This is a genomic window from Klebsiella sp. MBT K-1, assembly GCF_002556465.1.
GTDB classification, from domain to species: Bacteria; Pseudomonadota; Gammaproteobacteria; order Enterobacterales; family Enterobacteriaceae; genus Klebsiella; species Klebsiella grimontii.
In genome coordinates this window covers 70,422-93,182 of sequence record NZ_PDEL01000018.1, presented here as the reverse complement: position 1 = coordinate 93,182, position 22,761 = coordinate 70,422, and the positions used below count along the sequence as shown (strand labels likewise).

At 57.8% G+C, this 22,761-nt stretch carries 21 protein-coding genes; 8 read left to right on the top strand and 13 right to left on the bottom strand.

Annotation, left to right across the window (positions count from 1 at the left end; all coding sequences use genetic code 11):
* Positions 1-122 precede the first annotated feature (122 nt).
* On the bottom strand, positions 123-866 hold the full coding sequence (locus CMQ96_RS23785; RefSeq protein ID WP_098067436.1) for a MurR/RpiR family transcriptional regulator: 744 nt from the start codon (positions 864-866) through the stop codon (positions 123-125).
* Positions 867-1,126: 260 nt separating this feature from the next.
* Here CMQ96_RS23785 and CMQ96_RS23780 point away from each other — a divergent pair, with 260 nt between their 5' ends.
* The 3 genes from CMQ96_RS23780 to celB all read left to right on the top strand — a co-directional run bounded on the left by CMQ96_RS23780 (position 1,127) and on the right by celB (position 4,204).
* Positions 1,127-1,435, top strand: a complete 309-nt coding sequence (locus tag CMQ96_RS23780; RefSeq protein ID WP_004137208.1) for a PTS sugar transporter subunit IIB — start codon at positions 1,127-1,129, stop codon at positions 1,433-1,435.
* A 79-nt stretch (positions 1,436-1,514) separates the two neighbouring features.
* Entirely contained in the window at positions 1,515-2,822 is a 1,308-nt protein-coding gene (locus CMQ96_RS23775) for a 6-phospho-beta-glucosidase (RefSeq protein ID WP_049088874.1), read from the top strand.
* 26 nt (positions 2,823-2,848) lie between these two features.
* Positions 2,849-4,204 carry a PTS cellobiose transporter subunit IIC gene (celB, locus tag CMQ96_RS23770; RefSeq protein ID WP_004137207.1) on the top strand — a complete coding sequence of 452 codons (1,356 nt, stop codon included), beginning with the start codon at positions 2,849-2,851 and terminating at the stop codon, positions 4,202-4,204.
* Positions 4,205-4,309: 105 nt separating this feature from the next.
* Here the strand turns inward: celB and treC are convergent, their stop codons facing one another.
* The 3 genes from treC to treR form a co-directional block, all read right to left on the bottom strand.
* Positions 4,310-5,965 carry an alpha,alpha-phosphotrehalase gene (gene treC, locus CMQ96_RS23765; protein WP_098067429.1) on the bottom strand — a complete coding sequence of 552 codons (1,656 nt, stop codon included), beginning with the start codon at positions 5,963-5,965 and terminating at the stop codon, positions 4,310-4,312.
* Between the two features lie 52 nt (positions 5,966-6,017).
* Positions 6,018-7,436, bottom strand: a complete 1,419-nt coding sequence (treB, locus tag CMQ96_RS23760) for a PTS trehalose transporter subunit IIBC (protein WP_004128239.1) — start codon at positions 7,434-7,436, stop codon at positions 6,018-6,020.
* Positions 7,437-7,567: 131 nt separating this feature from the next.
* Complete coding sequence (gene treR / locus CMQ96_RS23755) at positions 7,568-8,515, bottom strand: trehalose operon repressor TreR (RefSeq protein ID WP_049088877.1); 948 nt, start codon at positions 8,513-8,515, stop codon at positions 7,568-7,570.
* 180 nt (positions 8,516-8,695) lie between these two features.
* Here treR and mgtL point away from each other — a divergent pair, with 180 nt between their 5' ends.
* Both mgtL and mgtA read left to right on the top strand, forming a co-directional pair.
* Entirely contained in the window at positions 8,696-8,749 is a 54-nt protein-coding gene (mgtL, locus tag CMQ96_RS29060; RefSeq protein WP_219192905.1) for a mgtA regulatory leader peptide MgtL, read from the top strand.
* Between the two features lie 145 nt (positions 8,750-8,894).
* Complete coding sequence (gene mgtA / locus CMQ96_RS23745) at positions 8,895-11,603, top strand: magnesium-translocating P-type ATPase (protein WP_098067428.1); 2,709 nt, start codon at positions 8,895-8,897, stop codon at positions 11,601-11,603.
* Positions 11,604-11,670: 67 nt separating this feature from the next.
* Here the strand turns inward: mgtA and ridA are convergent, their stop codons facing one another.
* The 4 genes from ridA to CMQ96_RS23725 form a co-directional block, all read right to left on the bottom strand.
* Entirely contained in the window at positions 11,671-12,057 is a 387-nt protein-coding gene (ridA, locus tag CMQ96_RS23740) for a 2-iminobutanoate/2-iminopropanoate deaminase (protein ID WP_004137191.1), read from the bottom strand.
* 112 nt (positions 12,058-12,169) lie between these two features.
* Positions 12,170-12,631 carry an aspartate carbamoyltransferase regulatory subunit gene (pyrI, locus tag CMQ96_RS23735; protein ID WP_004137189.1) on the bottom strand — a complete coding sequence of 154 codons (462 nt, stop codon included), beginning with the start codon at positions 12,629-12,631 and terminating at the stop codon, positions 12,170-12,172.
* A gap of 12 nt (positions 12,632-12,643) precedes the next feature.
* Positions 12,644-13,579, bottom strand: coding sequence for an aspartate carbamoyltransferase (pyrB, locus tag CMQ96_RS23730; protein ID WP_004098118.1), 936 nt, complete (start codon positions 13,577-13,579; stop codon positions 12,644-12,646).
* Between the two features lie 36 nt (positions 13,580-13,615).
* Positions 13,616-13,720, bottom strand: coding sequence for a pyrBI operon leader peptide (locus CMQ96_RS23725; protein WP_009652331.1), 105 nt, complete (start codon positions 13,718-13,720; stop codon positions 13,616-13,618).
* 192 nt (positions 13,721-13,912) lie between these two features.
* Here CMQ96_RS23725 and CMQ96_RS23720 point away from each other — a divergent pair, with 192 nt between their 5' ends.
* Positions 13,913-14,365 (top strand): YhcH/YjgK/YiaL family protein, encoded by a 453-nt coding sequence (locus CMQ96_RS23720; RefSeq protein WP_004137188.1) that lies wholly within the window; start codon positions 13,913-13,915, stop codon positions 14,363-14,365.
* Between the two features lie 191 nt (positions 14,366-14,556).
* Here CMQ96_RS23720 and argF read toward each other — a convergent pair whose 3' ends face one another.
* Positions 14,557-15,561, bottom strand: coding sequence for an ornithine carbamoyltransferase (gene argF, locus CMQ96_RS23715; RefSeq protein WP_098067427.1), 1,005 nt, complete (start codon positions 15,559-15,561; stop codon positions 14,557-14,559).
* 164 nt (positions 15,562-15,725) lie between these two features.
* Between argF and rraB the strand changes: the two genes are divergently transcribed.
* Together rraB and miaE are read left to right on the top strand one after the other, a co-directional pair.
* On the top strand, positions 15,726-16,151 hold the full coding sequence (gene rraB / locus CMQ96_RS23710; RefSeq protein ID WP_004098122.1) for a ribonuclease E inhibitor RraB: 426 nt from the start codon (positions 15,726-15,728) through the stop codon (positions 16,149-16,151).
* A gap of 52 nt (positions 16,152-16,203) precedes the next feature.
* Positions 16,204-16,962 (top strand): tRNA isopentenyl-2-thiomethyl-A-37 hydroxylase MiaE, encoded by a 759-nt coding sequence (miaE, locus tag CMQ96_RS23705; protein ID WP_004136153.1) that lies wholly within the window; start codon positions 16,204-16,206, stop codon positions 16,960-16,962.
* Between the two features lie 98 nt (positions 16,963-17,060).
* Here miaE and CMQ96_RS23700 read toward each other — a convergent pair whose 3' ends face one another.
* The 4 genes from CMQ96_RS23700 to pepA all read right to left on the bottom strand — a co-directional run bounded on the left by CMQ96_RS23700 (position 17,061) and on the right by pepA (position 22,596).
* Positions 17,061-17,564 (bottom strand): GNAT family N-acetyltransferase, encoded by a 504-nt coding sequence (locus tag CMQ96_RS23700; RefSeq protein WP_024360506.1) that lies wholly within the window; start codon positions 17,562-17,564, stop codon positions 17,061-17,063.
* 123 nt (positions 17,565-17,687) lie between these two features.
* Complete coding sequence (locus CMQ96_RS23695; protein WP_098067426.1) at positions 17,688-20,543, bottom strand: valine--tRNA ligase; 2,856 nt, start codon at positions 20,541-20,543, stop codon at positions 17,688-17,690.
* Positions 20,543-20,986, bottom strand: a complete 444-nt coding sequence (gene holC, locus CMQ96_RS23690) for a DNA polymerase III subunit chi (protein WP_004098129.1) — start codon at positions 20,984-20,986, stop codon at positions 20,543-20,545. The genes CMQ96_RS23695 and holC overlap by 1 nt, the downstream gene beginning before the upstream one ends.
* Positions 20,987-21,084: 98 nt before the next feature.
* Positions 21,085-22,596 (bottom strand): leucyl aminopeptidase, encoded by a 1,512-nt coding sequence (pepA, locus tag CMQ96_RS23685; protein ID WP_004136151.1) that lies wholly within the window; start codon positions 22,594-22,596, stop codon positions 21,085-21,087.
* Positions 22,597-22,761 lie beyond the last annotated feature (165 nt).

Sequence of the window (22,761 nt, the reverse complement as noted above, 5' to 3'; positions counted from 1 at the left end):
AACAAAGTAAAAAGAGGAGAGCAGGAATGATGGGCGCTTGCGCTTAATGTAAATTTATCCGCTTATAAAATAAGCAAAAATGGGGCCTGAACGCAGGAAATTCAGGCCCGAAAGGGATAACGTCAGGCGAGCAGCGCGTCGTTAAGCAGGTCGACCAGCAGTAGCAGGGCGTAACGCGCGGCCTGCGCATTCTCAGGCAGGGGCAATAGCGCGGAGGCCATATTGCTCAACGCATGGTTGGCCGGGGTGAGGGCGAAAATCGTCGCTTCCTGTACCCGGGCCAGCAGGGTGGCGCCCTGCAAAATCGCGTCGGCCTCGCCGGTTGCCAGCACCAGCAGGAGATGATCGTCGCTGAGGGTACTGGCTATCATCCGCATCAGGGCGCTGTCCTGGCAGAGATTCATCACGATACCGATGGAGAGCAGCTGGTGCTGAAGCAGCGTCGCCAGCGCGATATCCTGCGCGCCGAGGGCGAAACAGTGCACGGCGCGGGCATTTTGCAGGCGCGTGCGCAGCTTTTGCAGCGTCGACTCGGGCGTGCTGACCAGCTGCTGCTCCAGATTTGTGCTAATCAGGCTTAACTTGTCGCGCCACGCGGCGGGCAGCGCGGCGCTCTCCTCGTTTAGCCAACTGGTGCGACGTTCACAGGCCTGCGCCAGCTGCTTGCGCAAATCACGAATATCTTCGCAGCCGACGGAGCGGGCAAAGCGGGTAATTGTGGCTGCGCTCACGCCAGCGCGCACCGCCAGTTCATCAATCGAAGCGCTGGCGGTAAAGCTTAAATTCTGCAGAATAAATGCCGCGACTCTTGATTCCTGAGCGCTAAAGCGCGCCATGCCTTCCTGTAACTGCCCTACGATATCCATGCTTTCAGCCTCTTTCTCCGCCACCGCCTGATTGAAAATATTTTTCAAATAATGCTGGCTTTTTATACCACTTAATCAGGCGCAACGCCTGAGATTATTGCCGGTTTCGCTTATATGGCGGGGTGAAGAGGTGAAAAATAACGCTCCGATCACGTACGTGAAAAAAATTTTCATATAGCCTTCACCCATACCGGCACCTCGTCTTATAGTCGATGGTGTCTATTTAGCGCTCGCTCAAGCAAAACCCATTGGGAGGAATTATGCCACGTATCGTCCTGTGCTGCGCCGCCGGAATGTCCACCAGCATGCTGGTTAACAAAATGACAGCCGAGGCGCAGCAGCGCGCGCTGGCGCTGGAGATTTATGCCGTGCCCGTTGCCGAGTTTGAACGCGAGTTGCCGAATGCCGACGTGATTTTACTGGGGCCGCAGGTGAAGTACGAAGCGGCCCGACTGACCGAGCTTGCTGCCCCGCACGGGAAAGCTGTTGCGGTAATCGATATGGCGGATTACGGCATGATGCGCGGGGCCGCCGTTCTTGATAAAGCGCTCGCTCTGCTGAACCACTAACGCTTTCCCATCAACGCGTTCATTTCGCAAAGCCGCTGCGGCCTTGCGCGGGGATCTGTACGCCAAAAATGAGGCCACTATGCAAACATTGAAAATTGCCGTCATCGGCGGCGGCAGCAGCTATACGCCGGAACTTATCGAAGGCATTATCCTTCGCCATCAGCAGATTCCGGTCACGGAGCTGGCGCTGGTCGATGTCGAAGCCGGGCGCGAGAAAGTGGCGATTATCGCCGCGCTGGCCCAGCGTATGCTCAAGCGCCATGGCCTCGAACAGGTTAAGGTCAGCGTCCATTTCAGCCTGGATGAGGCCATTCGCGGCGCTAAATTCGTCCTGACCCAGCTGCGGGTCGGGCAGCTGGCGGCGCGGGCGGCGGATGAGCGGCTGGGGCTGAAATATAACCTGCTGGGCCAGGAAACCACCGGCGTCGGCGGATTCGCCAAAGCGCTGCGCACCATTCCGGTGATATTGCAGGTCGCGCGCAAAGTGGAGGCGCTGGCACCCGACGCCTTTATCCTCAACTTTACCAATCCGGCGGGGATCGTGACGGAGGCGGTGAGCCGCTACAGCAGCGCCAAAATCATCGGCCTGTGCAACGTGCCGATCAACATGCAGCATACGATCGCCGGCATGCTGGAGGCAAAAGCAGAGGAGGTCAGGCTGAGTTTCGCCGGGCTGAATCATATGGTCTGGGTACACAAAGTGATGCAGGGGCGGGAGGATGTCACCCGTAAGGTTCTCGACATGCTGTGCGACGGTCAATCGCTGTCGATGAACAATATTAAATCGTTGCCGTGGCCGGCGGAGTTTCTGCGGGCCCTGAAGGCGATTCCCTGTCCCTATCACCGCTATTTCTGGCTGACGCCGGCCATGCTGGCGGAAGAGATTGAGGCGGCGAAAACCAAAGGCACCCGCGCGGAGCAGGTGATGAAGGTGGAACAGGAGCTGTTTGATATCTATGCCCGGCCTGAGCTGGATGAAAAGCCCGAACAGCTTAGCTTGCGCGGCGGGGCCTACTACTCCGAAGTGGCGGTGGAGCTGATTAACGCCATCTACAACAATCTTGGCAAAGAGATGGTGGTGAATACCCGCAACAACGGCGCGATCCACGGTTTTGATGATGATGCGGTGGTGGAAATTAACAGCCTTATTGACGCGCAGGGCGCGCGACCGCTGGCCTTTGGCGCGCTGCCGCCGATCATGAACGGCCTGACGCAGCAGGTGAAAGCCTTCGAGCGCTTGACGATTGAGGCAGCGGTCCACGGCTGCCGGGATAGCGCGCTGCTGGCGCTGGTCAGTAACCCGCTGGTCGGGAATGTGACCGATGCCCGGGCGCTGCTTGATGAGGTGTTAACCATCAACCGCCCCTGGCTAACGCAGTTTAACTAAACTTTTCCGCCTTCGGGGATACCATTATGTCTCGTACTTCATTTATTGAACGCTATGTCATGCCCGCCGCGCTGAAAATCGGCGGCCAGAAGCATGTCCTGTCGGTACGCGACGGCATTATTCTCAATATGCCGTTTATGCTGATTGGTTCGTTTTTCTTGATATTCGCCTACCTGCCGATTCCCGGCTACGGTGAGATGATGGCCAGCGTATTTGGCGATGCCTGGCGCGACAAAATGCTGTACCCGGTCAAAGCGACCTATGACATCATGGCGCTGCTCTCGGCCTTCGGCATTGCCTACCGGCTGGCGGAAAAATATCGCACCCTGGACCCGCTTAGCGCCGGGGCGATGTCGCTGGTGGCGTTTGTGATGACGATCCCGCAGGTGACGCTCTTTACGCCGGCAGATGGTTCAGCGGCGCAACTTGTCAAAGGCGTGCTGCCGGTGGGGATGATTGGCAGCCAGGGACTGTTTGTGGCGATTGTGATTTCGCTGCTTTCCACGGAGATCTACCGCCTGGTGGCCAGCCGTAATCTGGTGATCCGCATGCCGGACGGCGTACCGCCGGCGGTGGCGAAATCCTTTCTTGCCCTGATCCCCGGCTTCTGCGTGCTGGCCGTGGTGCTGGCGCTGCGCCTGATCGTCGAAGCCTCGCCGTTCGGCGATATCAATAGCATGATCACCACGCTGATTGGTATTCCGATGTCGCACGTCGGCGGTTCGCTGCCGGGGATGATTATCTCGGTGATCCTGATTGGCATTCTGTGGACCCTGGGGCTGCACGGCGACACCATCGTGCTGGTGTTTATTCGCCCGGTCTGGCTGTCGAATATGTCGGAGAACCTGGAGGCGTTTCAGAACGGACTGCCGATCCCGCATATCATCACCCAGCAGTTTTATGACCTATGGATTGCGCCCGGCGGTACCGGGGCGCTGCTGGGGCTGGTGATTTTTATGCTGCTGCGCAGCCGTAGCCAGCAGATGAAACAGCTGGGGAAAATTGCCGCGCCGGGGGCGCTGTTCAATATCAGCGAGCCGATGGTATTCGGCATTCCGCTGGTGATGAACCCGTACTTCTTCCTGCCGTTTATTTTGACGCCGGTCCTGTTGGTGATTGTCTCGTATACCGCGATGGCCACCGGGCTGGTGATGAAGCCGGCGGGGATTGCGCTGCCGTTTACCACGCCGATTTTTATGAGCGGCTATCTGGCGACGGGGGGACATATTTCCGGCGCGGTGCTGCAGGTGGTGAACCTGGCGATCTCGCTGGTGATCTATTATCCGTTTTTCCGGGTATGGGATCGCCTGAAGGCAAAAGAAGAGCAGGCGTCAGCGCAGCCGGAAGCCAGCCCGACGCTGTCTGCGGCGGAGCGTATTTAAAGCGTATTCCCGGAGGCGGCGCTTGACGCGCCTGTCCGGGCTACCGGCCCGCAGACGGCTGTGAATCGGTAGCCCGGCTAAGCGTAGCGCAAGCCGGGGAGGGGGTTACTCCTGCAGCCACCATACCGCTTCAAACGGACGCAGGGTCATAGCGGCAGGACGGTTTGCCGCTTCCGCGTAGTTGCTCATCAGCATCCCCCATTCGCCGCCCATCGCTTCCGGCTGCCAGCGCTGAAACTCGCGGCTCAGGTTCGCCACGACGACCAGCGTTTGTCCCTGCCACTGACGGCGGTAGCACCACAGCGACGGATGTTCCGGCAGCAGGTCCTGATAGTCGCCCCAGGTCAGCACCGGCGCGCTCTTGCGCAGCGCAATCAGCTGCTGATAGGTATAAAACACCGATTCCGGGTCCGCCAGCGCCGCTTCGGCGTTGATCTCGCGATAGTTATCGCACAGCGCAATCCACGGCTCGCCTGCGCTAAAACCGCCGTGATCAGCGCTGTTCCACTGCATTGGCGTACGGCTGTTATCGCGCGATTTGCTGGCCAGAATCGCCAGAAGTTCATCCGGGTCCTGACCCTGCGCCGCGCGTTCGATAAACATGTTGTGGCTCTCAACGTCGCGATAATCGGTAATGCGCGTAAAGTGCGGATTCGTCATGCCGATCTCTTCGCCCTGATAGATATAGGGCGTGCCCTGCATACCGTGAAGCACCATCGCCAGCATTTTCGCCGCCGGGACGCGGTACTCTCCCTCGTCGCCGAAGCGGGAGACGATGCGCGGCTGGTCGTGGTTACACCAGAACAGCGCGTTCCACGCGCGATTGTGCATCCCCTGCTGCCAGTGCCTGAACAGCGATTTCAAGGCCACAAAATCCGGGCTCGCCAGCGTCCACTTCTCGCCGCCGGGGTAGTCAACCTTCAGATGGTGGAAGTTAAAGGTCATCGACAGTTCGCCGCCGTCGAGCGCCGCGTACTTCTGGCAATGCGCAAGCGTGGTGGAGGACATTTCGCCGACCGTCATCAGGTTGCGCGGGGTAAAGACATCGCGGCTCATCTCCTGCAAAAATTCGTGCGCTCGCGGGCCGTCGGTATAGAAGCGGCGGCCGTCGCCATCCGTATCGGACGGAAAGGTCTGGTCTTTGGAGATCAAATTGACCACGTCGAGGCGCAGGCCGTCGACGCCGCGATCGGCCCAGAACTCGCACACTTTTTTCAGCTCCGCGCGCACCGCCGGGTTTTCCCAATTCAGGTCCGCCTGCTCAACCGCGAACAGATGCAGATAGTACTGCTCGCTTTCGGCGTGCCACTGCCAGGCGTTACCGCCAAATTTAGAGCGCCAGTTGTTGGGCGGCGTGGTGGGTTCACCGTCGCGCCAGATATAGAACTGGCGATACGGACTCTCTTTATTGAGCGCTTCGCGGAACCACGCGTGTTCGGTCGAAGTGTGGTTCAGCACCATATCCAGCACAATGCGGATCCCGCGAGCGTGCGCCTGAGCGACCAGTTCGTCGAAATCGTCCAGCGTGCCGTAGGTTGGGTCGATAGCGGTATAGTTGGCGACGTCGTAGCCATTATCCACCTGCGGCGAGACGTAGAACGGCGTCAGCCAGATGGCGTCAACGCCGAGCTTTTGCAGATAGTCGAGGCGGGAGGTCACGCCGCGCAGATCGCCGGTTCCGGTCCCGGTCGTGTCCTGGAAACTCTTCGGATAGATTTGATAAATAACGCCGTTTTGCCACCAGAGGGGAAGGGTATTCATATCGCGTTCCTGCTACAGCAAGGGGGCGCCTGGGCGCCCCGAAAATAAGAAGTCAGACAATCTGTAAGGTGCCCTGGCGGAATTTGCGCTGGTAGACGACCGTCGTCAGGACAATCGGCACCACCACGGCGATGGCCATCGCCAGCGCGTAAACCTGCCAGTAGGTTGGCTGGATAGAGAGGATGCCCGGCAGGCCGCCGACGCCGATACCGTTGGCCATTACGCCATTCAGACCGCACAGTAGCCCGGCAAGACCGGAGCCGACCATCGCGCACAGCATCGGGAAGCGGTACTTCAGGTTGATACCGTACATGGCCGGCTCCGTGACGCCGAGGTAGGCGGAAATGGCGGCCGGAACGGAGATTTCGCGTTCATTCTGCTTGCGGCTGGCGATGATGATTCCCACGACCGCCGACGCCTGGGCGATGTTGGATAGCGCAATCAGCGGCCATACCGGCGTCCCGCCCATGCTCTGAATCATCTGCATATCGATGGCGAGCGTGGTCTGATGAACCCCGGTAATCACCAGCGGCGCGTACAGGAAGCCGAACAGCGCGGCGCCAATCGGCGCGAAGCTGCCGGTTAACAGGTGACGCACGGCCCAGGCCACGCCGTCGCCAATCATGCGGCCAAACGGGCCGATAAAGGCGTGCGCGAGGAAGACCGCCAGAATCAGCGAACAGACCGGTACGATCACCAGATAGAGATAGTCAGGCACGATGCGTTTCAGCCGCGTTTCGATAAAGCCGAGCGCCAGTCCCGCCAGCAGGGCCGGGATAACCTGCGCCTGGTAGCCGACTTTCTCAATCGTGAACAGACCAAAGTTCCAGACTTCCGGCACCTGCTGGCCCAGCAGGTAGGCGTTCATCAGTTGCGGAGAGACCAGCGTGACGCCCAGCACGATGCCGAGGATCGGCGTGCCGCCCATTTTCTTGACCGCGGACCAGCAGATGCCCACCGGCAGGTAGAAGAAGATCGCCTCGCCAATCAGCCACAGGAAGTCATAAATAGTTTTCAGCGACGGGTGCATCTGCGCCAGCGTCTGGCCGTTGCTCATCGGTAGATCGCCGATCACGTTGCGGAAGCCTAAGATCAGGCCGCCGCTGATCAGCGCAGGCAGCAGCGGAAAGAAGATCTCCGCGAAGTGTGAAATGAGCTGTTCATGCCATTTCATATTTTGCCGCGCGGCTTTTTTGGCCTGCTCTTTGTCGGCGCTGGCCTGGCCGGTGGTCGCCAGCAGCGCTTTATAGTAGTCGCCAACCTCGGTGCCGATCACCACCTGGAACTGTCCGGCGTTGGTAAAGCAGCCCTTCACCATGCGTAGCTGTTCAATGTCTTTCGGTTTGGCGATGGCCGGATTATTCAGCACAAAGCGCAGACGGGTAATACAGTGGCTGACGGTGGCGATATTGTCGCGCCCGCCCACCAGTTCGATAAGTTTATCGATGTCCTGCTGATTCACTTTACTCATGATGAGGCCTCATGACCGAGGGGGAGAGATAGCATATTTAACTTGAGCTGAATCCTAACCGCTTCGTTTGAATTGCAAAATGGGAACGTTCCCGAAACGCAGCGAAGATCACATAAATCGCTCAGGCGGACTTAATTCAGTACGGCGGGAATGACGATTTGACGGGGCTCACGGTGGCCGGCGATCTGCTCGATCAGCTGCTGTGCCGCCTGGCGTCCGGATTCGGCATAGCCGGGATCGACCGTCAGGATCTCCGGGTGGAGAAACTTCATCAGCGGCGTGCTGCCGACGCTGGCAAGCTGGAGACGATCGATTCCCTGCTGCTGGAGATACTTGCTGGCCCCCAGCGCGAGGGTATCGGTAGCGCAGACCAGCGCGCTGGTCTCTGCCGATAGCACCTCTGCGACGCTTTCGTAGCCCTGTTTCATGCCCAGACCCGGCAGCGCGGCGAGGGGAGTGAGGCGTTTTTTCAGACAGAAATCGAGATAGGCCTGGTGGCGGCGCTGCCCGGTGGTCACATCGCTATGCGGCACGCCGAGGAAGCTGATATGGCGATGCCCGCGATCGTAAAGACGCTGCATCAGCATCCTGATCGACCCTTCATCGTCATAGCAGACGGAGGCGATGCCCGGCGCGTCGCGGGCCAGCAGCACCAGCGTCTCCCGCCAAGGGGTGAGCATCTCTTGCTGGATGCCGGTAAAACCAAACAGCACCACGCCGTCGATATTGCGCCGGGCGAGCATGCCGAGATGCTCCTCGACCAGCGCCGGGGAGAACTGACTTTCCATCATAATCGGATCGTAGCCCTGGGCGTAAAAGGCGGGGAGCATGGTCTGAACGGCGAGGTTTTCCGACAACGAATCCAGACGGGTGACGATGATCGCCACCACTTTATCGCTCTGGCCGCGCATCGCCCTGGCGGAACGCGAGGGCGAAAATCCGTGCTGCTGCATCACCGCTTCCACTCGCTCGCGAGTGCGTTCGCTAACGCCGCTTTCGTTATTAAGCACGCGGGATACCGTCGATTTCCCGACGCCGCTTAAGCGCGCGATATCTTTGATGGTCAGCCGGTTTTGCATGCAGGGTTCTCGTTGTGGTCCGATTAAAGTCAGCCTAATGCTACTCAAGGAAACCACAATGAGCAAAGTCTGGTTTACGTCTGGTTTAGCTACCCGGGGGTATCATCGCCATAATAGCCACAAATAGATTATCGGTGACGATATAATTCGCGCCGTTTGTATTCATTTACCGGAGATTTTATGGACCCCGAACCCACTCCCGACCCTCGATGGAGCCATCTTTTTTTCCGGTAATCCCGCTTAGCGCTGCTTTACCGGAAGCGTAAAGCAGCGACGTCCTTGATGTCCCTGCCATAAAAATAATATGCCTGACAGGTAAGGTTGACCCGCGCCTGTCGGTAGCGCTGCGTTCGCTCGCGCGAGCGCGGAGGGACTGTTTATGTTGAAAAATTTTACCCGCCAGCTGTTTGCCCAGCTTGGCCGTCATTTACCGCGTCGTTTAGTGCAACGCGATCCGCTACCCGATGCCCGCAATCTGGCGAGCGCGCCGATCCCGGATTCTCTCGGTAAGCAGTGCCTGAACGTGGCGGCAATGGATGAGAATGAAATCTGGCGCGCTTTCTCCAGCCATCCGGAAGGGCTAAACGAAGGCGAAGTGGCGCAGAAAATCGCGCAGTACGGCGAAAACCAGATCCCGGCGCAGAAGCCGTCGCCGTGGTGGGTGCATCTGTGGAGCTGCTATCGCAACCCCTTCAACCTGCTGCTGACCGTCCTGGGTATCGTCTCCTACTCGACGGAGGATCTGTTTGCCGCGGCGGTTATCGCCCTGATGGTGGGGATCTCCACGCTGCTGAACTTTATCCAGGAAGCCCGCTCGACCAAAGCGGCGGATGCCCTGAAGGCGATGGTCAGCAACACCGCGACGGTCCTGCGGGTGGTGAACGAGCAGGGCGAGAGCCGCTGGTGCGAACTCCCTATCGACCAGCTGGTGCCGGGAGATATCGTCAAGCTATCGGCGGGAGACATGATCCCGGCAGATCTGCGCATCATTCAGGCGCGCGACCTGTTTGTCGCCCAGGCCTCGCTGACCGGGGAATCGCTGCCCGTCGAAAAAGTGACCCGCACCCGCGACCCGCTACAGACGAACCCGCTGGAGTGCGACACCCTGTGCTTTATGGGCACCAACGTGGTGAGCGGATCGGCGCAGGCCATCGTTTTCGCCACCGGCGGCGGCACCTGGTTTGGCCAGCTGGCCGGTCGCGTCAGCGAGCAGGAAAGCGAGCCGAACGCCTTTCAGAAAGGCATCAGCCGGGTCAGCATGCTGCTGATCCGCTTTATGCTGGTGATGACGCCGATAGTGCTGCTGATTAACGGCTACACCAAAGGCGACTGGTGGGAGGCGGCGCTGTTCGCGCTCTCCGTCGCGGTGGGCCTGACCCCGGAAATGCTGCCGATGATCGTCACCTCGACCCTGGCGCGCGGGGCGGTGAAGCTGTCGAAACAGAAAGTGATCGTCAAGCATCTCGACGCGATACAGAACTTTGGCGCGATGGACATTCTGTGCACCGATAAAACCGGTACCCTGACGCAGGATAAAATCGTGCTGGAGAACCACACCGATGTCTCCGGCAAAGTGAGCGAACGCGTGCTGCATACCGCCTGGCTGAATAGCCATTATCAGACCGGACTGAAGAATCTGCTCGATACCGCAGTGCTGGAGGGAGTGGAACTGGAGCCGGCGCGCGGGCTGGCGGAACGCTGGCAAAAAGTGGATGAGATCCCGTTCGATTTTGAGCGTCGCCGTATGTCGGTGGTGGTGCAGGAGCAGGACAACGTCCATCAGCTGATCTGCAAAGGCGCTTTGCAGGAGATCCTCAACGTCTCGACCCAGGTGCGCTATAACGGCGACATCGTACCGCTGGACGACACCATGCTGCGGCGCATCCGTCGCGTGACCGATACCCTCAACCGTCAGGGATTGCGCGTGGTAGCGGTGGCGACGAAGTACCTGCCCGCCCGCGAAGGCGACTACCAGCGCGCGGATGAGTCAGACCTGATCCTCGAAGGCTATATCGCCTTCCTCGATCCGCCGAAAGAGACCACAGCCCCGGCGCTGAAGGCGCTGAAGGCCAGCGGCATTACGGTCAAAATCCTCACCGGCGACAGCGAGCTGGTGGCGGCCAAAGTCTGCCACGAAGTGGGGCTGGACGCGGGGGATGTGGTTATCGGCAGCCAGGTTGAAGCGCTGAACGATGATGAGCTAGCCGAGCTGGCAAAACGTACGACCCTGTTTGCGCGCCTGGCGCCGCTGCACAAAGAGCGTATCGTGACCCTGCTGAAACGCGAAGGACACGTGGTGGGCTTTATGGGCGACGGCATTAACGACGCCCCGGCGCTGCGCGCGGCGGATATCGGTATTTCCGTCGACGGCGCGGTGGATATTGCCCGCGAGGCGGCGGATATCATCCTGCTGGAGAAGAGCCTGATGGTGCTGGAGGAGGGGGTTATTGAAGGCCGCCGGACCTTCGCCAATATGCTCAAGTACATCAAAATGACCGCCAGCTCCAACTTCGGTAACGTCTTCAGCGTGCTGGTGGCCAGCGCCTTCCTGCCGTTCCTGCCGATGCTGCCGCTGCATCTGCTGATCCAGAACCTGCTGTACGATGTATCCCAGGTCGCGATCCCGTTTGATAACGTTGACGATGAGCAGATCCGTAAACCGCAGCGCTGGAACCCGGCGGATCTCGGGCGCTTTATGGTCTTTTTTGGGCCGATCAGTTCGATATTCGATATTCTGACGTTCTGTCTGATGTGGTGGGTGTTCCATGCCAATACGCCGGAACATCAAACGTTGTTCCAGTCCGGCTGGTTCGTGGTTGGCCTGCTGTCGCAGACGTTGATTGTGCATATGATCCGCACGCGCAGGATCCCGTTTATTCAGAGCCGCGCGGCCTGGCCGCTGATCGTGATGACGCTGCTGGTGATGGTGGTAGGGATTGCGCTGCCGTTCTCGCCGCTGGCAGGCTATTTGCAGCTTCAGGCGTTGCCGCTAAGCTACTTCCCGTGGCTAATTGCCATCCTGGCGGGCTATATGACGCTGACGCAGATGGTGAAAGGTTTCTACAGCCGTCGCTACGGCTGGCAGTGAGCGGGGAGCTTTACGCGCAGAAACAACAAAGGCAGCCGTTGGCTGCCTTTGTTCATACCGCATCCGATTAGCGACGAATGGCGATCGCTTCAATCTCAATCTTCACGTCTTTCGGCAGACGCGCCACTTCCACGCAGGAGCGCGCCGGGAAGGTGGCGTCATGTTCAGTGAAGAAGGCTTCATAGGCGGCGTTCACGGTGGCGAAGTCGTTCAGATCTTTCACGAAAACGGTAGTTTTAACGATATCGCCCACTTTCAGACCCGCGGCTTCAACGATGGCCTTCACGTTGTCCAGCGACTGACGCGCCTGAGCGGCGACATCTTCCGGCACGCTGCCGGTTTTCGGGTCTACCGGGATCTGGCCGGAAGTGATAATCATGTTACCCAGATCAACACCCTGAACGTACGGGCCGATAGCTGCGGGTGCATTTTCCGTCGCGATAGTTTTAGACATGAGTTCTCCTGAATCACAGCATTATATAAATCTTTCGCGTCGCTAACTGCGAAAGATGAGAGGTAAGAGACCCGGCCATTATAGGGAGCCGGGTACGCAATACCAACCTCAATTAGTTCGCCAGAACCACATTATGTGAGAACTCTTTTTCACAATATTTGCACTTCAGCGCGATATCGTTTTCACGTTTTTTTACCGCAAAGCTGGAAGAGACCGGCTCGGCGTGGCTGATGCAGTTGCTGTTGGGGCAAACCAGCACGTTGTTGATGCGATCCGGCAGATGCGGACGGGATTTACCGACCACTTCATAATCATCAATGCGGTTCACCGTCGCCTGCGGCGCGTACAGGGAGAGCTGGTTGACCTGCTCGTCGGTCAGGAAGGTGTTTTCGATTTTGATTAAATCTTTGCGGCCCATTTCACCTGACGGCAGGTTCAGGCCGATGGTGATGCGCTGATCCGTTTCGGTCAGTTTGAACAGGGTTAGCAGCTTAAAGCCGACCTGCGCCGGGATATGGTCGATAACGGTGCCACGTTTGATGGCTTCTACCTGTAATTTGTTGTCGTGTGTCATCTCTTTTTCCCCTTACAGTGCCAGATCGCTATTCAGTACCAGCGCCAGTAACGCCTGGCGCGCGAAGATGCCGTTGCCCGCCTGCTGGAAGTACCAGGCATGCGGCGTTTTATCGACATCGGTGGTGATTTCATCAATACGCGGCAGCGGGTGCAGCACCTTCATGTTGGCGCGGGCGCCTTCCAGATCGGCGGCGCGCAGGACAAACTGCGCCTTCACATTGGCATATTCCGACGGGTCGAGGCGCTCTTTCTGCACCCGGGTCATATACAGAATGTCCACCTCTTCCATCACCTCTTCAATGGCGCTATGCAGGCTCCAGGCAATGCCTTTTTCGTCGAGCATGTCGAGGATGTACTGCGGCATGGCCAGCGCGTCCGGCGCGATAAAGTAGAAGCGGTTGCCGTTAAATTTCGCCAGCGCCTGGGTTAGGGAGTGAACGGTGCGGCCGTATTTCAGATCGCCGACCATCGCGACGTTAAGATTTTCCAGACGGCCCTGGGTCTCCTGAATGGTGAACAGATCCAGCAGGGTCTGCGTCGGATGCTGATTCGCGCCGTCGCCGGCGTTGAGTACCGGAATACCGCCGGAGAACTCGGTCGCCAGGCGCGCCGCGCCTTCCTGCGGGTGGCGCATAACGATGGCATCGACATAGGTGCTGATGACCGAGATGGTATCGGCCAGGGTTTCGCCTTTTTTGCCCAGCGAGGTGTTGCTGCTGTCTGAGAAACCGACCACGCTGGCGCCCAGGCGGTGCATCGAGGTTTCAAACGACAGGCGGGTGCGGGTCGACGCTTCAAAAAAGCAGCTGGCAATCACTTTATGCTTCAGCAGCTCAGGCTGTGGATGGGCTTTGAGCTTTGCTGCGGTTGCCAGTACCAGTTCAAGGTCTTCGCGGCTGAGATCGTTTATAGAAATGATATGTTTTTGATACAGCGGATTAGCCATGTTTATCTCCTGACGCCTGGGCAAAAAAAAAGCCCCTTAAATAAGGGGCTTTACGAATACGGATGCAACGGAAAGAAAAAACGGCAGGCCAGCGCCTGTTTTCAGACGCGGTAAGACGCGATGTCGTACACACTGAACCATAATTCCTCCCGGCAAAACGGGTGGCATTATACGCAGCTCAATTTTCGGATCAAGCGATTAATCCACAAAAGGTAAACGTTTGCCTGGAGAAGAGTGCGGTAATGCAAAAAACCCTGAAAAAGAGGTGGTATGGCAGTGCGAAGGGGGGTATAAAACGGAAAATGAAAAGCTGTTTTATAATCAGAGGTTATTATGATCGTTGGGAACATTCACCATCTGCAGAGCTGGCTGCCGGCGTCTCTGCGCGAAGCTATCGAACACGTTAAGGCCCACGTCACCGACGCGACGCCGCTGGGTAAACATGATATTGACGGCAACAATCTGTTCTATCTCATATCCGAAGATACCACCGAGCCGATGGCTGACCGCCGCGCCGAGTATCACGCCCGTTACCTCGACATCCAGATTGTACTCAAAGGCCAGGAGGGCATGACCTTTAGCGTTCTTCCCGCCGGTGCGCCGGATACCAACTGGCTGGCGGATAAAGACATCGCCTTCCTGGCGGAGGGGGCGCAGGAAAAAACCGTCATCCTCAGCGAAGGCGACTTTGTGGTGTTCTATCCCGGCGAAGTGCATAAGCCGCTGTGCGCCGTCGGCACGCCGGCGAAGGTGCGCAAAGCGGTTGTGAAGATGCTGATGGCGTAAAAAATATCCCGGGCTGCTCGCCGAGGCTATGGTTGTTGCGGTCCGGTAGCCCGGACAGGCGCGTCAAGCGCCGCCTCCGGGAACGCCCACGGGCTGCGGCTGGCGCCTTGCCCGGGCTACAGATCCGTGCGGTTTGGCGGCGGATAGCCCGGATAAGCGCAGCGCAATCCGGGGAAATATCGTGAGAACGCTTACTTACCCAGCGTCGCCACCATCACCGCTTTGATGGTATGCATGCGGTTTTCCGCCTGATCGAAAACGATGCTGGCCGCGGATTCAAATACCTCGTCGGTCACTTCCATCCCGCCGTGCAGGCCGTACTCCGCCGCCATCTGTTTGCCGAGCGTGGTCTGGTCGTCGTGGAACGCGGGCAGGCAGTGGAGGAATTTCACCTGCGGATTGCCGGTCAGCGCCATCATCTCGCTATTCACCTGATACGCGCGCAGCAGCGCGATACGCTCTGCCCACTTCTCTTTGGCTTCGCCCATCGATACCCAGACGTCGGTATAGATAAAGTCAGCGCCCTTCATGCCCGCGGCGATATCTTCGGTCAGCGTAATATTGCCACCGTTTTTCTGCGCCAGCGCCCGGCACTGCTCGACCAGCTTCTCTTCCGGCCAGCAGGCCGTTGGCGCGACCAGACGCAGATCCAGACCGGTCAGCGCGGCGGCTTCGAGCATGGAGTTGCCCATATTATTCCGCGCGTCGCCGGCGTAGACCAGGGTCATCTGGTTAAAGGCTTTGCCCGGCAGGTGCTCTTGCATGGTCAGCAGGTCCGCCAGCAGCTGAGTAGGGTGGAATTCATTGGTCAGGCCGTTCCAGACCGGAACGCCGGCATATTCGGCAAGAGTTTCCACCACTTCCTGGCCATGACCGCGATATTGAATACCGTCGTACATGCGTCCCAGCACGCGGGCGGTGTCTTTAATCGACTCTTTGTGGCCAATCTGGCTGCCGCTTGGTCCGAGATACGTGACGCGAGCGCCCTGGTCAAATGCGGCAACTTCGAAAGAGCATCGGGTGCGGGTAGAGTCTTTTTCGAAGATGAGCGCGATGTTTTTGCCGGTGAGATGCTGAATTTCGATATTGTTTTTCTTATCAGCTTTGAGCCTGGCCGCCAGTTCAAGCAGGGCGGTAATTTCTGCAGGAGTAAAATCAAGCAACTTTAAAAAATGCTTCTGATAAAACGCGGACATGGTTCCCTCACATGGCTTAGACCATTTGTTGAATTAAAATTCACTTTATATGTATGAATATTCATTTGCAACCCCGTGTCATAAATCTTTCGCTCAGAAGGTGGAGGCAATCACGGCGGTATGTGACAATAGAAGCATCTGCGACACATTATGAGGAACGAGCCATGGCCAACCCGGAATTACTGGAAGAACAGCGTGAAGAAACGCGTCTGATTATTGAAGAGCTGCTCGAAGACGGCAGCGATCCGGACGCGCTGTATACCATTGAGCACCATCTCTCCGCCGATGATTTCGAAACGCTGGAGAAAGTGGCGGTAGAAGCCTTCAAGCTGGGCTATGAAGTGACTGAGCCAGAAGAGCTGGAAGTGGAAGAGGGAGATACCGTTATTTGCTGCGATATCCTCAGCGAATCCGCGCTGAATGCCGAGCTGATCGATGCCCAGGTTGAGCAGCTGATGACGCTGGCGGAAAAATACGACGTGGAATACGACGGCTGGGGCACCTACTACGAAGATCCTAACGGGGAAGACGAAGAAGGCGATGACGACGAAGATCTCGTTGATGAAGACGACGACGGCGTTCGCCACTAGGTAGCAGAGGTATACGGCGGTGCGTTATGCCGCCGTATAGCAAGGAATTTTAATGGATTACCCGCAAATACTCGCCCCGATTTTAGGTTTTCTGCATTGCCCAACTCCTCAGGCGTGGATTGATGAAGCCCGTAAACCGGAAAATCTTCCGCTGCTGTTGACCGACCATATGGTGTGCGAGCTGAAAGCGGCGCAAAACGCCATGCTGCTGGTACGTCGATACGTCGCGGATAAAGACGGCGCCGATGAGCTGCTGGCCTGCCTGAAGCCCTACGAGGACTTCACCTACCGCTGGGGCCCGGAGCCGGATTTCGTCGCGCTGCATAAGCAGATAAACAAAAGCGCCATGCCGCAGACCGACGATCCCTGGGGACGTCAGCTGCTCGACAGCATGATTTTGCTGATCAAAGAGGAGCTGCATCACTTCTGGCAGGTGCGCGAAATCATGCTTTCCCGCGATATTCCCTACGTCAAAATCACCGCCAGCAATTACGCCCGTGGGCTGCGTCGGGAAGTGCGTTCTCACGAACCGGTGATGCTGATCGATAAACTGATTTGCGGCGCCTACATTGAAGCCCGTTCCTGCGAGCGTTTTGCCGCGCTGGCGCCATGGCTGGATGACGATCTGCAGAAGTTTTATCTGTCGCTGCTGCGCTCCGAAGCGCGCCACTATCAGGACTATCTGGACTTAGCGCAGAGGATTGCCGCGGACGATATCAGCGAACGCGTGCGCCAGCTTGGCGAGGCGGAAGCGGCGTTAATTAACGCGCCTGAAGCGGAGTTTCGTTTTCACAGCGGCGTGCCGGTCTGAGCGCCAGGCCGCAGCTTCACCGCAGCGGCCTGCGCCCATCACCGATTAGCGTTGTGGTCTTTGTCTGATGCTGTGGCCGGTACAAGGAACACTCAGGGCTACAGTACTTTCAGCATCGTGACTTCGCAGTCAACGTGGCCGGTGCAGCCCAGCGGCCCGTCGATATGCTCAAAGCCGAGATGCTCATATAAACCGACCGCTTCTTTAAGGAAGGCGGTGGTTTCCAGATAGCAGCGTTTGAAACCTTGTTCACGGGCGTAATCCAGGGCCATCAGCGCCAGCTTTTTCGCCAGCCCCCGGCCGCGCGCGGAGGTCATAAAATACATTTTCTGCAGTTCGCAGATATCGGGCTCGCTGCAGGAGAGCGGCGCCACGCCGCCGCCGCCAACCACTTCACCATTCAGCTCAACGACCCAATAGGCGGAACCCGGTTGGCTATAAAGCTCATAGAGTTGATCCAGATTCGGATCGGCGACCGTATAGCCTTTATCGGCGGTCAGACCATATTCGGCGGAAACCTGGCGGATAACGTTAGCTATCGCCGGATTGTCATTAGCCGTGATGCGGCGCAGGGTTAGCGGTAGGGTTGCGCTCGTATTCATGTGAAGACTCATTGCAAAATGATGACGGATAATGTTGTTAATAACATTGCGGAAGGGGAGAGTGCAAGCGAGGATCTTTCACAGAAAACGCCCCTTACCCGGATGGGATAAGGGGCGAGTGAATTACAGCGCGGCGATAACCGCCTGCTGCTCAATCAGCTTCGCTTTCGCTTCCGCGTAACCTTCCAGCTTCTCACGCTCTTTGGCGATCACCGCTTCCGGCGCGCGCGCCACAAAGCCTTCGTTGGAGAGCTTGCTTTCGATGCGGCCAATCTCGCCTTCGATTTTTGTCACTTCTTTCGCGAGGCGCGCCAGCTCATCTTCTTTGTTGATAAGACCAGCCATCGGGATCAGCAGCTCGGCGCCGTCAATAATTTTGGTCACCGAAACCGGACCTTTATCATCGGCGGGCAGCACGGTGATGCTTTCCAGACGCGCCAGGTTCAGCAGGAAGCTACGGTTGTCGTTCACGCGACGAACCGCGGCTTCGCTGCAACCGCGCAGCAGCAGCTCCAGCGGCTTACCTGGGGCGATGTTCATTTCCGCACGGATGTTACGCACGGCGACGATCGCCTGCTTCAGCCATTCGGTATCGGCCAGCGCCGCTTCGTCAACCTGAGACGCATCGTACTGCGGGAACGGCTGCAGCATGATGGTATCGGCAGTGATACCGCAAATGACCTTCACGCGCTGCCAGATGGTTTCGGTGATGAACGGGATGATCGGATGCGCCAGGCGCAGCAGACCTTCCAGCACGGTCACCAGGGTATTGCGGGTGCCGCGCAGTTCAGACTCGGAACCGCCGTTCATCACCGGCTTGGTCAGCTCCAGATACCAGTCGCAGAACTGGTTCCAGGTGAACTCATACAGAATGCCCGCGGCGATATCGAAACGGAAGCCGTCCAGCGCCTCGCGGTAGGCTTTGACGGTCTGGTTGAATTCCGCGAGGATCCAGCGGTCCGCCAGCGACAGGGTCATTTCACCGCCGTTAAAGCCACAATCCTGATCTTCGGTGTTCATCAGCACAAAGCGGCTGGCGTTCCACAGTTTGTTGCAGAAGTTACGGTAACCTTCCAGACGCTTCATATCCCAGTTGATATCGCGGCCGGTAGAGGCCAACGCCGCCAGAGTAAAGCGCAGGGCGTCGGTGCCGTGCGGCTCAATGCCATTCGGGAACTGTTTCTCGGTGCGTTTGGCGATTTTTTCCGCCAGCTGCGGCTGCATCATGTTACCGGTGCGTTTTTCCAGCAGCTCCGGCAGGGAAATGCCGTCGACCATATCCAGCGGGTCGATAACGTTGCCCTTCGATTTGGACATCTTCTGGCCTTCGTCATCGCGGATCAGGCCGGTCATGTAGACGGTTTTAAACGGCACCTGCGGCTTGCCGTTTTCATCTTTGATGAAGTGCATGGTCATCATGATCATGCGGGCAATCCAGAAGAAGATGATATCGAAGCCGGAAACCATCACGCTGGTTGGGTGGAACTGGCGCAGGGCATCGGTATTTTCCGGCCAGCCGAGGGTGGAGAAGGTCCACAGCGCGGAGGAGAACCAGGTATCGAGAACGTCTTCGTCCTGGCGCAGCGCCACGTCGGCGCCGAGGTTATTTTCCTGACGTACTTCGTCTTCGGTGCGGCCAACGTAGACGTTGCCGTCGTTGTCGTACCATGCCGGGATGCGGTGACCCCACCACAGCTGGCGGGAGATACACCAGTCCTGAATATCGCGCATCCAGGAGAAGTACATGTTTTCGTACTGTTTCGGCACGAACTGAATGTCGCCGTTCTCAACCGCTTCAACCGCCGGTTTTGCCAGCACGTCGGCACGCACATACCACTGGTCGGTCAGCATCGGTTCGATCACCACGCCGCCGCGGTCGCCGTAAGGGACGGTCAGGTCGTGCGGTTTAATCTCGTCCAGCAGGCCCAGGGCATCGATAGCGGCAACCACCGCTTTACGCGCGGCAAAGCGCTCCAGCTTCTGGAACTCCGTCGGGATGGCGTTTGAGTAGACGTCAGACTCGTTGCCTTTGGTATCGTAAACTTCCGCGGTTTCGCGGATGTCGCCGTCAAAGGTCAGGATGTTGATCATCGGCAGGGCGTGACGCTTACCGACTTCATAGTCGTTAAAGTCGTGCGCCGGGGTGATCTTCACGCAGCCGGTGCCTTTTTCCATATCGGCGTGTTCATCGCCAACGATCGGAATGCGGCGGTCAACCAGCGGCAGGATCACGAATTTGCCGATAAGGTCTTTATAGCGCGGATCTTCCGGGTTAACGGCCACGCCGGTATCGCCCAGCACGGTCTCCGGTCGGGTGGTGGCGACGACCAGATAATCTTTACCGTCAGCGGTTTTCGCGCCGTCGGCCAGCGGATAGCGGATATGCCACATCGAGCCTTTAGACTCGCGGTTTTCCACTTCCAGATCGGAGATAGCGGTGCGCAGTTTCGGGTCCCAGTTGACCAGGCGCTTGCCGCGGTAGATCAGATCTTCTTTATACAGGCGGACAAAGACTTCTTTGACGGCGTTGGACAGGCCTTCGTCCATGGTAAAGCGCTCGCGCTCCCAGTCCACGGAGTTGCCCAGGCGGCGCATCTGGCGGGTAATGGTGCCGCCGGACTCCGCTTTCCACTGCCAGATTTTATCGATAAAGGCGTCGCGACCGTAGTCGTGGCGGGTTTTACCTTCTTCGGCGGCAATCTTACGCTCAACCACCATCTGGGTAGCGATACCCGCGTGGTCGGTACCGGCCTGCCACAGGGTGTTTTTACCCTGCATGCGCTGGTAGCGAATCATGGTATCCATGATGGTTTGCTGGAAGGCATGACCCATATGCAAACTGCCGGTGACGTTCGGCGGCGGGATCATGATGCAGAAGGACTCTTTGCTTTCATCGCCGTTAGGCTTGAAATAGCCCTGCTTTTCCCAGTGCTCGTAAAGCGGCTGTTCGATATCTTGGGGGTTGTATGTCTTTTCCATTATTTCCAGGTTGCCGTGTTCAGGTTGAAACCAGCCATGCGGTACGCTTTATAACGTTCGCGCGCCAGTTGTTTCAAAGAATCTTCATAAGGGACGAAGTCTATCACTTCTGTGAAAGCGGTGGCAAAATCTGCAAAGTTTAGCCGCAGGCTAATCAGTATATCCCGCGGGCTACTGTTGCGCTTTTGCGGCCAGGCGATCTCCACCGGCGCGCCGCCGCGCGGACCTTCTCCCGCCAGATTATGCGGAACAAAACTTTCCGCTGGCCGCGCCCACAGCGCCTCATCCAGACGAATGGCCTGCTGCTCATCTTCGCAGGCGATGAGCACTCGCTTGCCGCTGCGCCAACGTTCTGCGGCAATGTCACACACCAGTTGTTCAACGGCGCTCAGACCGTCTTGTTGTGTGTCGTTGTCCAGAAGGTAGAACGTTGCGTTTTTCATATATGGGGCTTCTTGTGATGACTTTAAATGCTTAAGCCGGGTGGACCCGGCCTACGATGTACTGTCGTTAGTAGGCCGGGTACACCCGGCACGTTGCATCACTCTTCGCCGGTAAATCCAGCGCGGTTGAGCAGGAACTGCGACAGCATCGCCACCGGACGACCGGTCGCGCCTTTGGCTTTCCCGGAACGCCACGCGGTACCGGCGATATCCAGGTGCGCCCAGTTGTACTTGCGGGTAAAGCGCGCCAGGAAGCAGCCCGCGGTAATCGCTCCGCCTGGACGGCCGCCGATGTTCGCCATATCGGCGAAGTTAGACTCCAGCTGTTCCTGGAACTCGTCGCCAAGCGGCAGACGCCATGCGCGATCGCCCGCCAGTTCGGAGGCGCCGATCAGCTCGTGGGCCAGCGGATTGTGGTTCGACATCAGGCCGGTGATGTGATGGCCCAGCGCTATCACGCAGGCGCCGGTCAGCGTCGCCACGTCGATTACCGTCTCCGGCTCGAAGCGCTCGACGTAGGTCAGCACATCGCACAGCACCAGACGCCCTTCGGCATCGGTGTTCAGCACTTCAACCGTTTGCCCGGACATCGTGGTCAACACGTCGCCTGGTCGGTAGGCGCGACCACCCGGCATGTTTTCACATCCGGCAAGCACGCCGACAACGTTCAGCGGCAGCTGAAGTTCTGCCACCATGCGCATTACGCCGTACACCGCCGCCGCGCCGCACATATCGTATTTCATCTCGTCCATGCCTTCGGCTGGCTTGATGGAGATGCCGCCGGAGTCAAAGGTCAGGCCTTTACCGACCAGCACGATAGGACGCGCATCCTCCGCCGGGCTGCCTTTGTATTCGATAACCGACATCAGTGATTCGTTCTGCGAACCGTTGCCGACCGCCAGATAAGAGTTCATTCCCAGCTCTTTCATCTGCTGTTCGCCGATAACGCGGGTAATGACGTTCTTACTGTAGGTATCGGCCAGCTGGCGCGCCTGAGAAGCCAGATAGGCAGCGTTACAGATGTTTGGCGGCATATTGCCGAGATCTTTTGCCGCTTTAATACCGGCGGCAATCGCCAGACCGTGCTGAATGGCGCGTTCGCCGCTGGTCAGCTCGCGACGGGTCGGGACGTTGAAAACCATTTTACGCAGCGGGCGGCGCGGCTCGCTTTTGTTGGTTTTCAACTGGTCAAAGCTGTACAGCGTCTCTTTGGCGGTCTCGACCGCCTGACGCACTTTCCAGTAGTTATTGCGGCCTTTGACGTGCAGCTCAGTCAGGAAGCAGACGGCTTCCATCGAGCCAGTATCATTCAGCGTATTGATAGTTTTCTGAATGACCTGCTTGTATTGACGCTCATCCAGCTCGCGCTCTTTACCGCAGCCAATAAGCAGAATGCGCTCCGACAGAATGTTCGGCACATGGTGCAGCAATAAAGTCTGGCCAGGTTTGCCTTCCAGCTCGCCGCGACGCAGCAGGGCGCTGATATAACCGTCGCTAATTTTATCAAGCTGTTCGGCGATGGGGGAGAGGCGCCGTGGTTCAAAGACGCCGACCACGATACAGGCGCTCCGCTGCTTCTCCGGGCTACCGCTTTTTACACTGAACTCCATGCACTACGCTCCTGAATCTTAAAGACAACGACGGTGGCTACGGATAGAATTGAAAGCTTTCGTAACTCATGTCCGCTGTTGTGGTGACTTCGTGTTAATCTTAACGTTATTACGGCCTTGGTTCGTCAGAAAAGATCCTGATACGCAGAACCAGCGAGTCATTTA

Coding starts and splice junctions, on each gene's coding strand:
- CMQ96_RS23785 (WP_098067436.1), bottom strand. CDS start 866: ATGGATATCGTAGGGCAGTTACAGGAAGGCATGGCGCGCTTTAGCGCT.
- CMQ96_RS23780 (WP_004137208.1), top strand. CDS start 1,127: ATGCCACGTATCGTCCTGTGCTGCGCCGCCGGAATGTCCACCAGCATG.
- CMQ96_RS23775 (WP_049088874.1), top strand. CDS start 1,515: ATGCAAACATTGAAAATTGCCGTCATCGGCGGCGGCAGCAGCTATACG.
- celB (WP_004137207.1), top strand. CDS start 2,849: ATGTCTCGTACTTCATTTATTGAACGCTATGTCATGCCCGCCGCGCTG.
- treC (WP_098067429.1), bottom strand. CDS start 5,965: ATGAATACCCTTCCCCTCTGGTGGCAAAACGGCGTTATTTATCAAATC.
- treB (WP_004128239.1), bottom strand. CDS start 7,436: ATGAGTAAAGTGAATCAGCAGGACATCGATAAACTTATCGAACTGGTG.
- treR (WP_049088877.1), bottom strand. CDS start 8,515: ATGCAAAACCGGCTGACCATCAAAGATATCGCGCGCTTAAGCGGCGTC.
- mgtA (WP_098067428.1), top strand. CDS start 8,895: ATGTTGAAAAATTTTACCCGCCAGCTGTTTGCCCAGCTTGGCCGTCAT.
- ridA (WP_004137191.1), bottom strand. CDS start 12,057: ATGTCTAAAACTATCGCGACGGAAAATGCACCCGCAGCTATCGGCCCG.
- pyrI (WP_004137189.1), bottom strand. CDS start 12,631: ATGACACACGACAACAAATTACAGGTAGAAGCCATCAAACGTGGCACC.
- pyrB (WP_004098118.1), bottom strand. CDS start 13,579: ATGGCTAATCCGCTGTATCAAAAACATATCATTTCTATAAACGATCTC.
- CMQ96_RS23725 (WP_009652331.1), bottom strand. CDS start 13,720: ATGGTTCAGTGTGTACGACATCGCGTCTTACCGCGTCTGAAAACAGGC.
- CMQ96_RS23720 (WP_004137188.1), top strand. CDS start 13,913: ATGATCGTTGGGAACATTCACCATCTGCAGAGCTGGCTGCCGGCGTCT.
- argF (WP_098067427.1), bottom strand. CDS start 15,561: ATGTCCGCGTTTTATCAGAAGCATTTTTTAAAGTTGCTTGATTTTACT.
- rraB (WP_004098122.1), top strand. CDS start 15,726: ATGGCCAACCCGGAATTACTGGAAGAACAGCGTGAAGAAACGCGTCTG.
- miaE (WP_004136153.1), top strand. CDS start 16,204: ATGGATTACCCGCAAATACTCGCCCCGATTTTAGGTTTTCTGCATTGC.
- CMQ96_RS23700 (WP_024360506.1), bottom strand. CDS start 17,564: ATGAATACGAGCGCAACCCTACCGCTAACCCTGCGCCGCATCACGGCT.
- CMQ96_RS23695 (WP_098067426.1), bottom strand. CDS start 20,543: ATGGAAAAGACATACAACCCCCAAGATATCGAACAGCCGCTTTACGAG.
- holC (WP_004098129.1), bottom strand. CDS start 20,986: ATGAAAAACGCAACGTTCTACCTTCTGGACAACGACACACAACAAGAC.
- pepA (WP_004136151.1), bottom strand. CDS start 22,596: ATGGAGTTCAGTGTAAAAAGCGGTAGCCCGGAGAAGCAGCGGAGCGCC.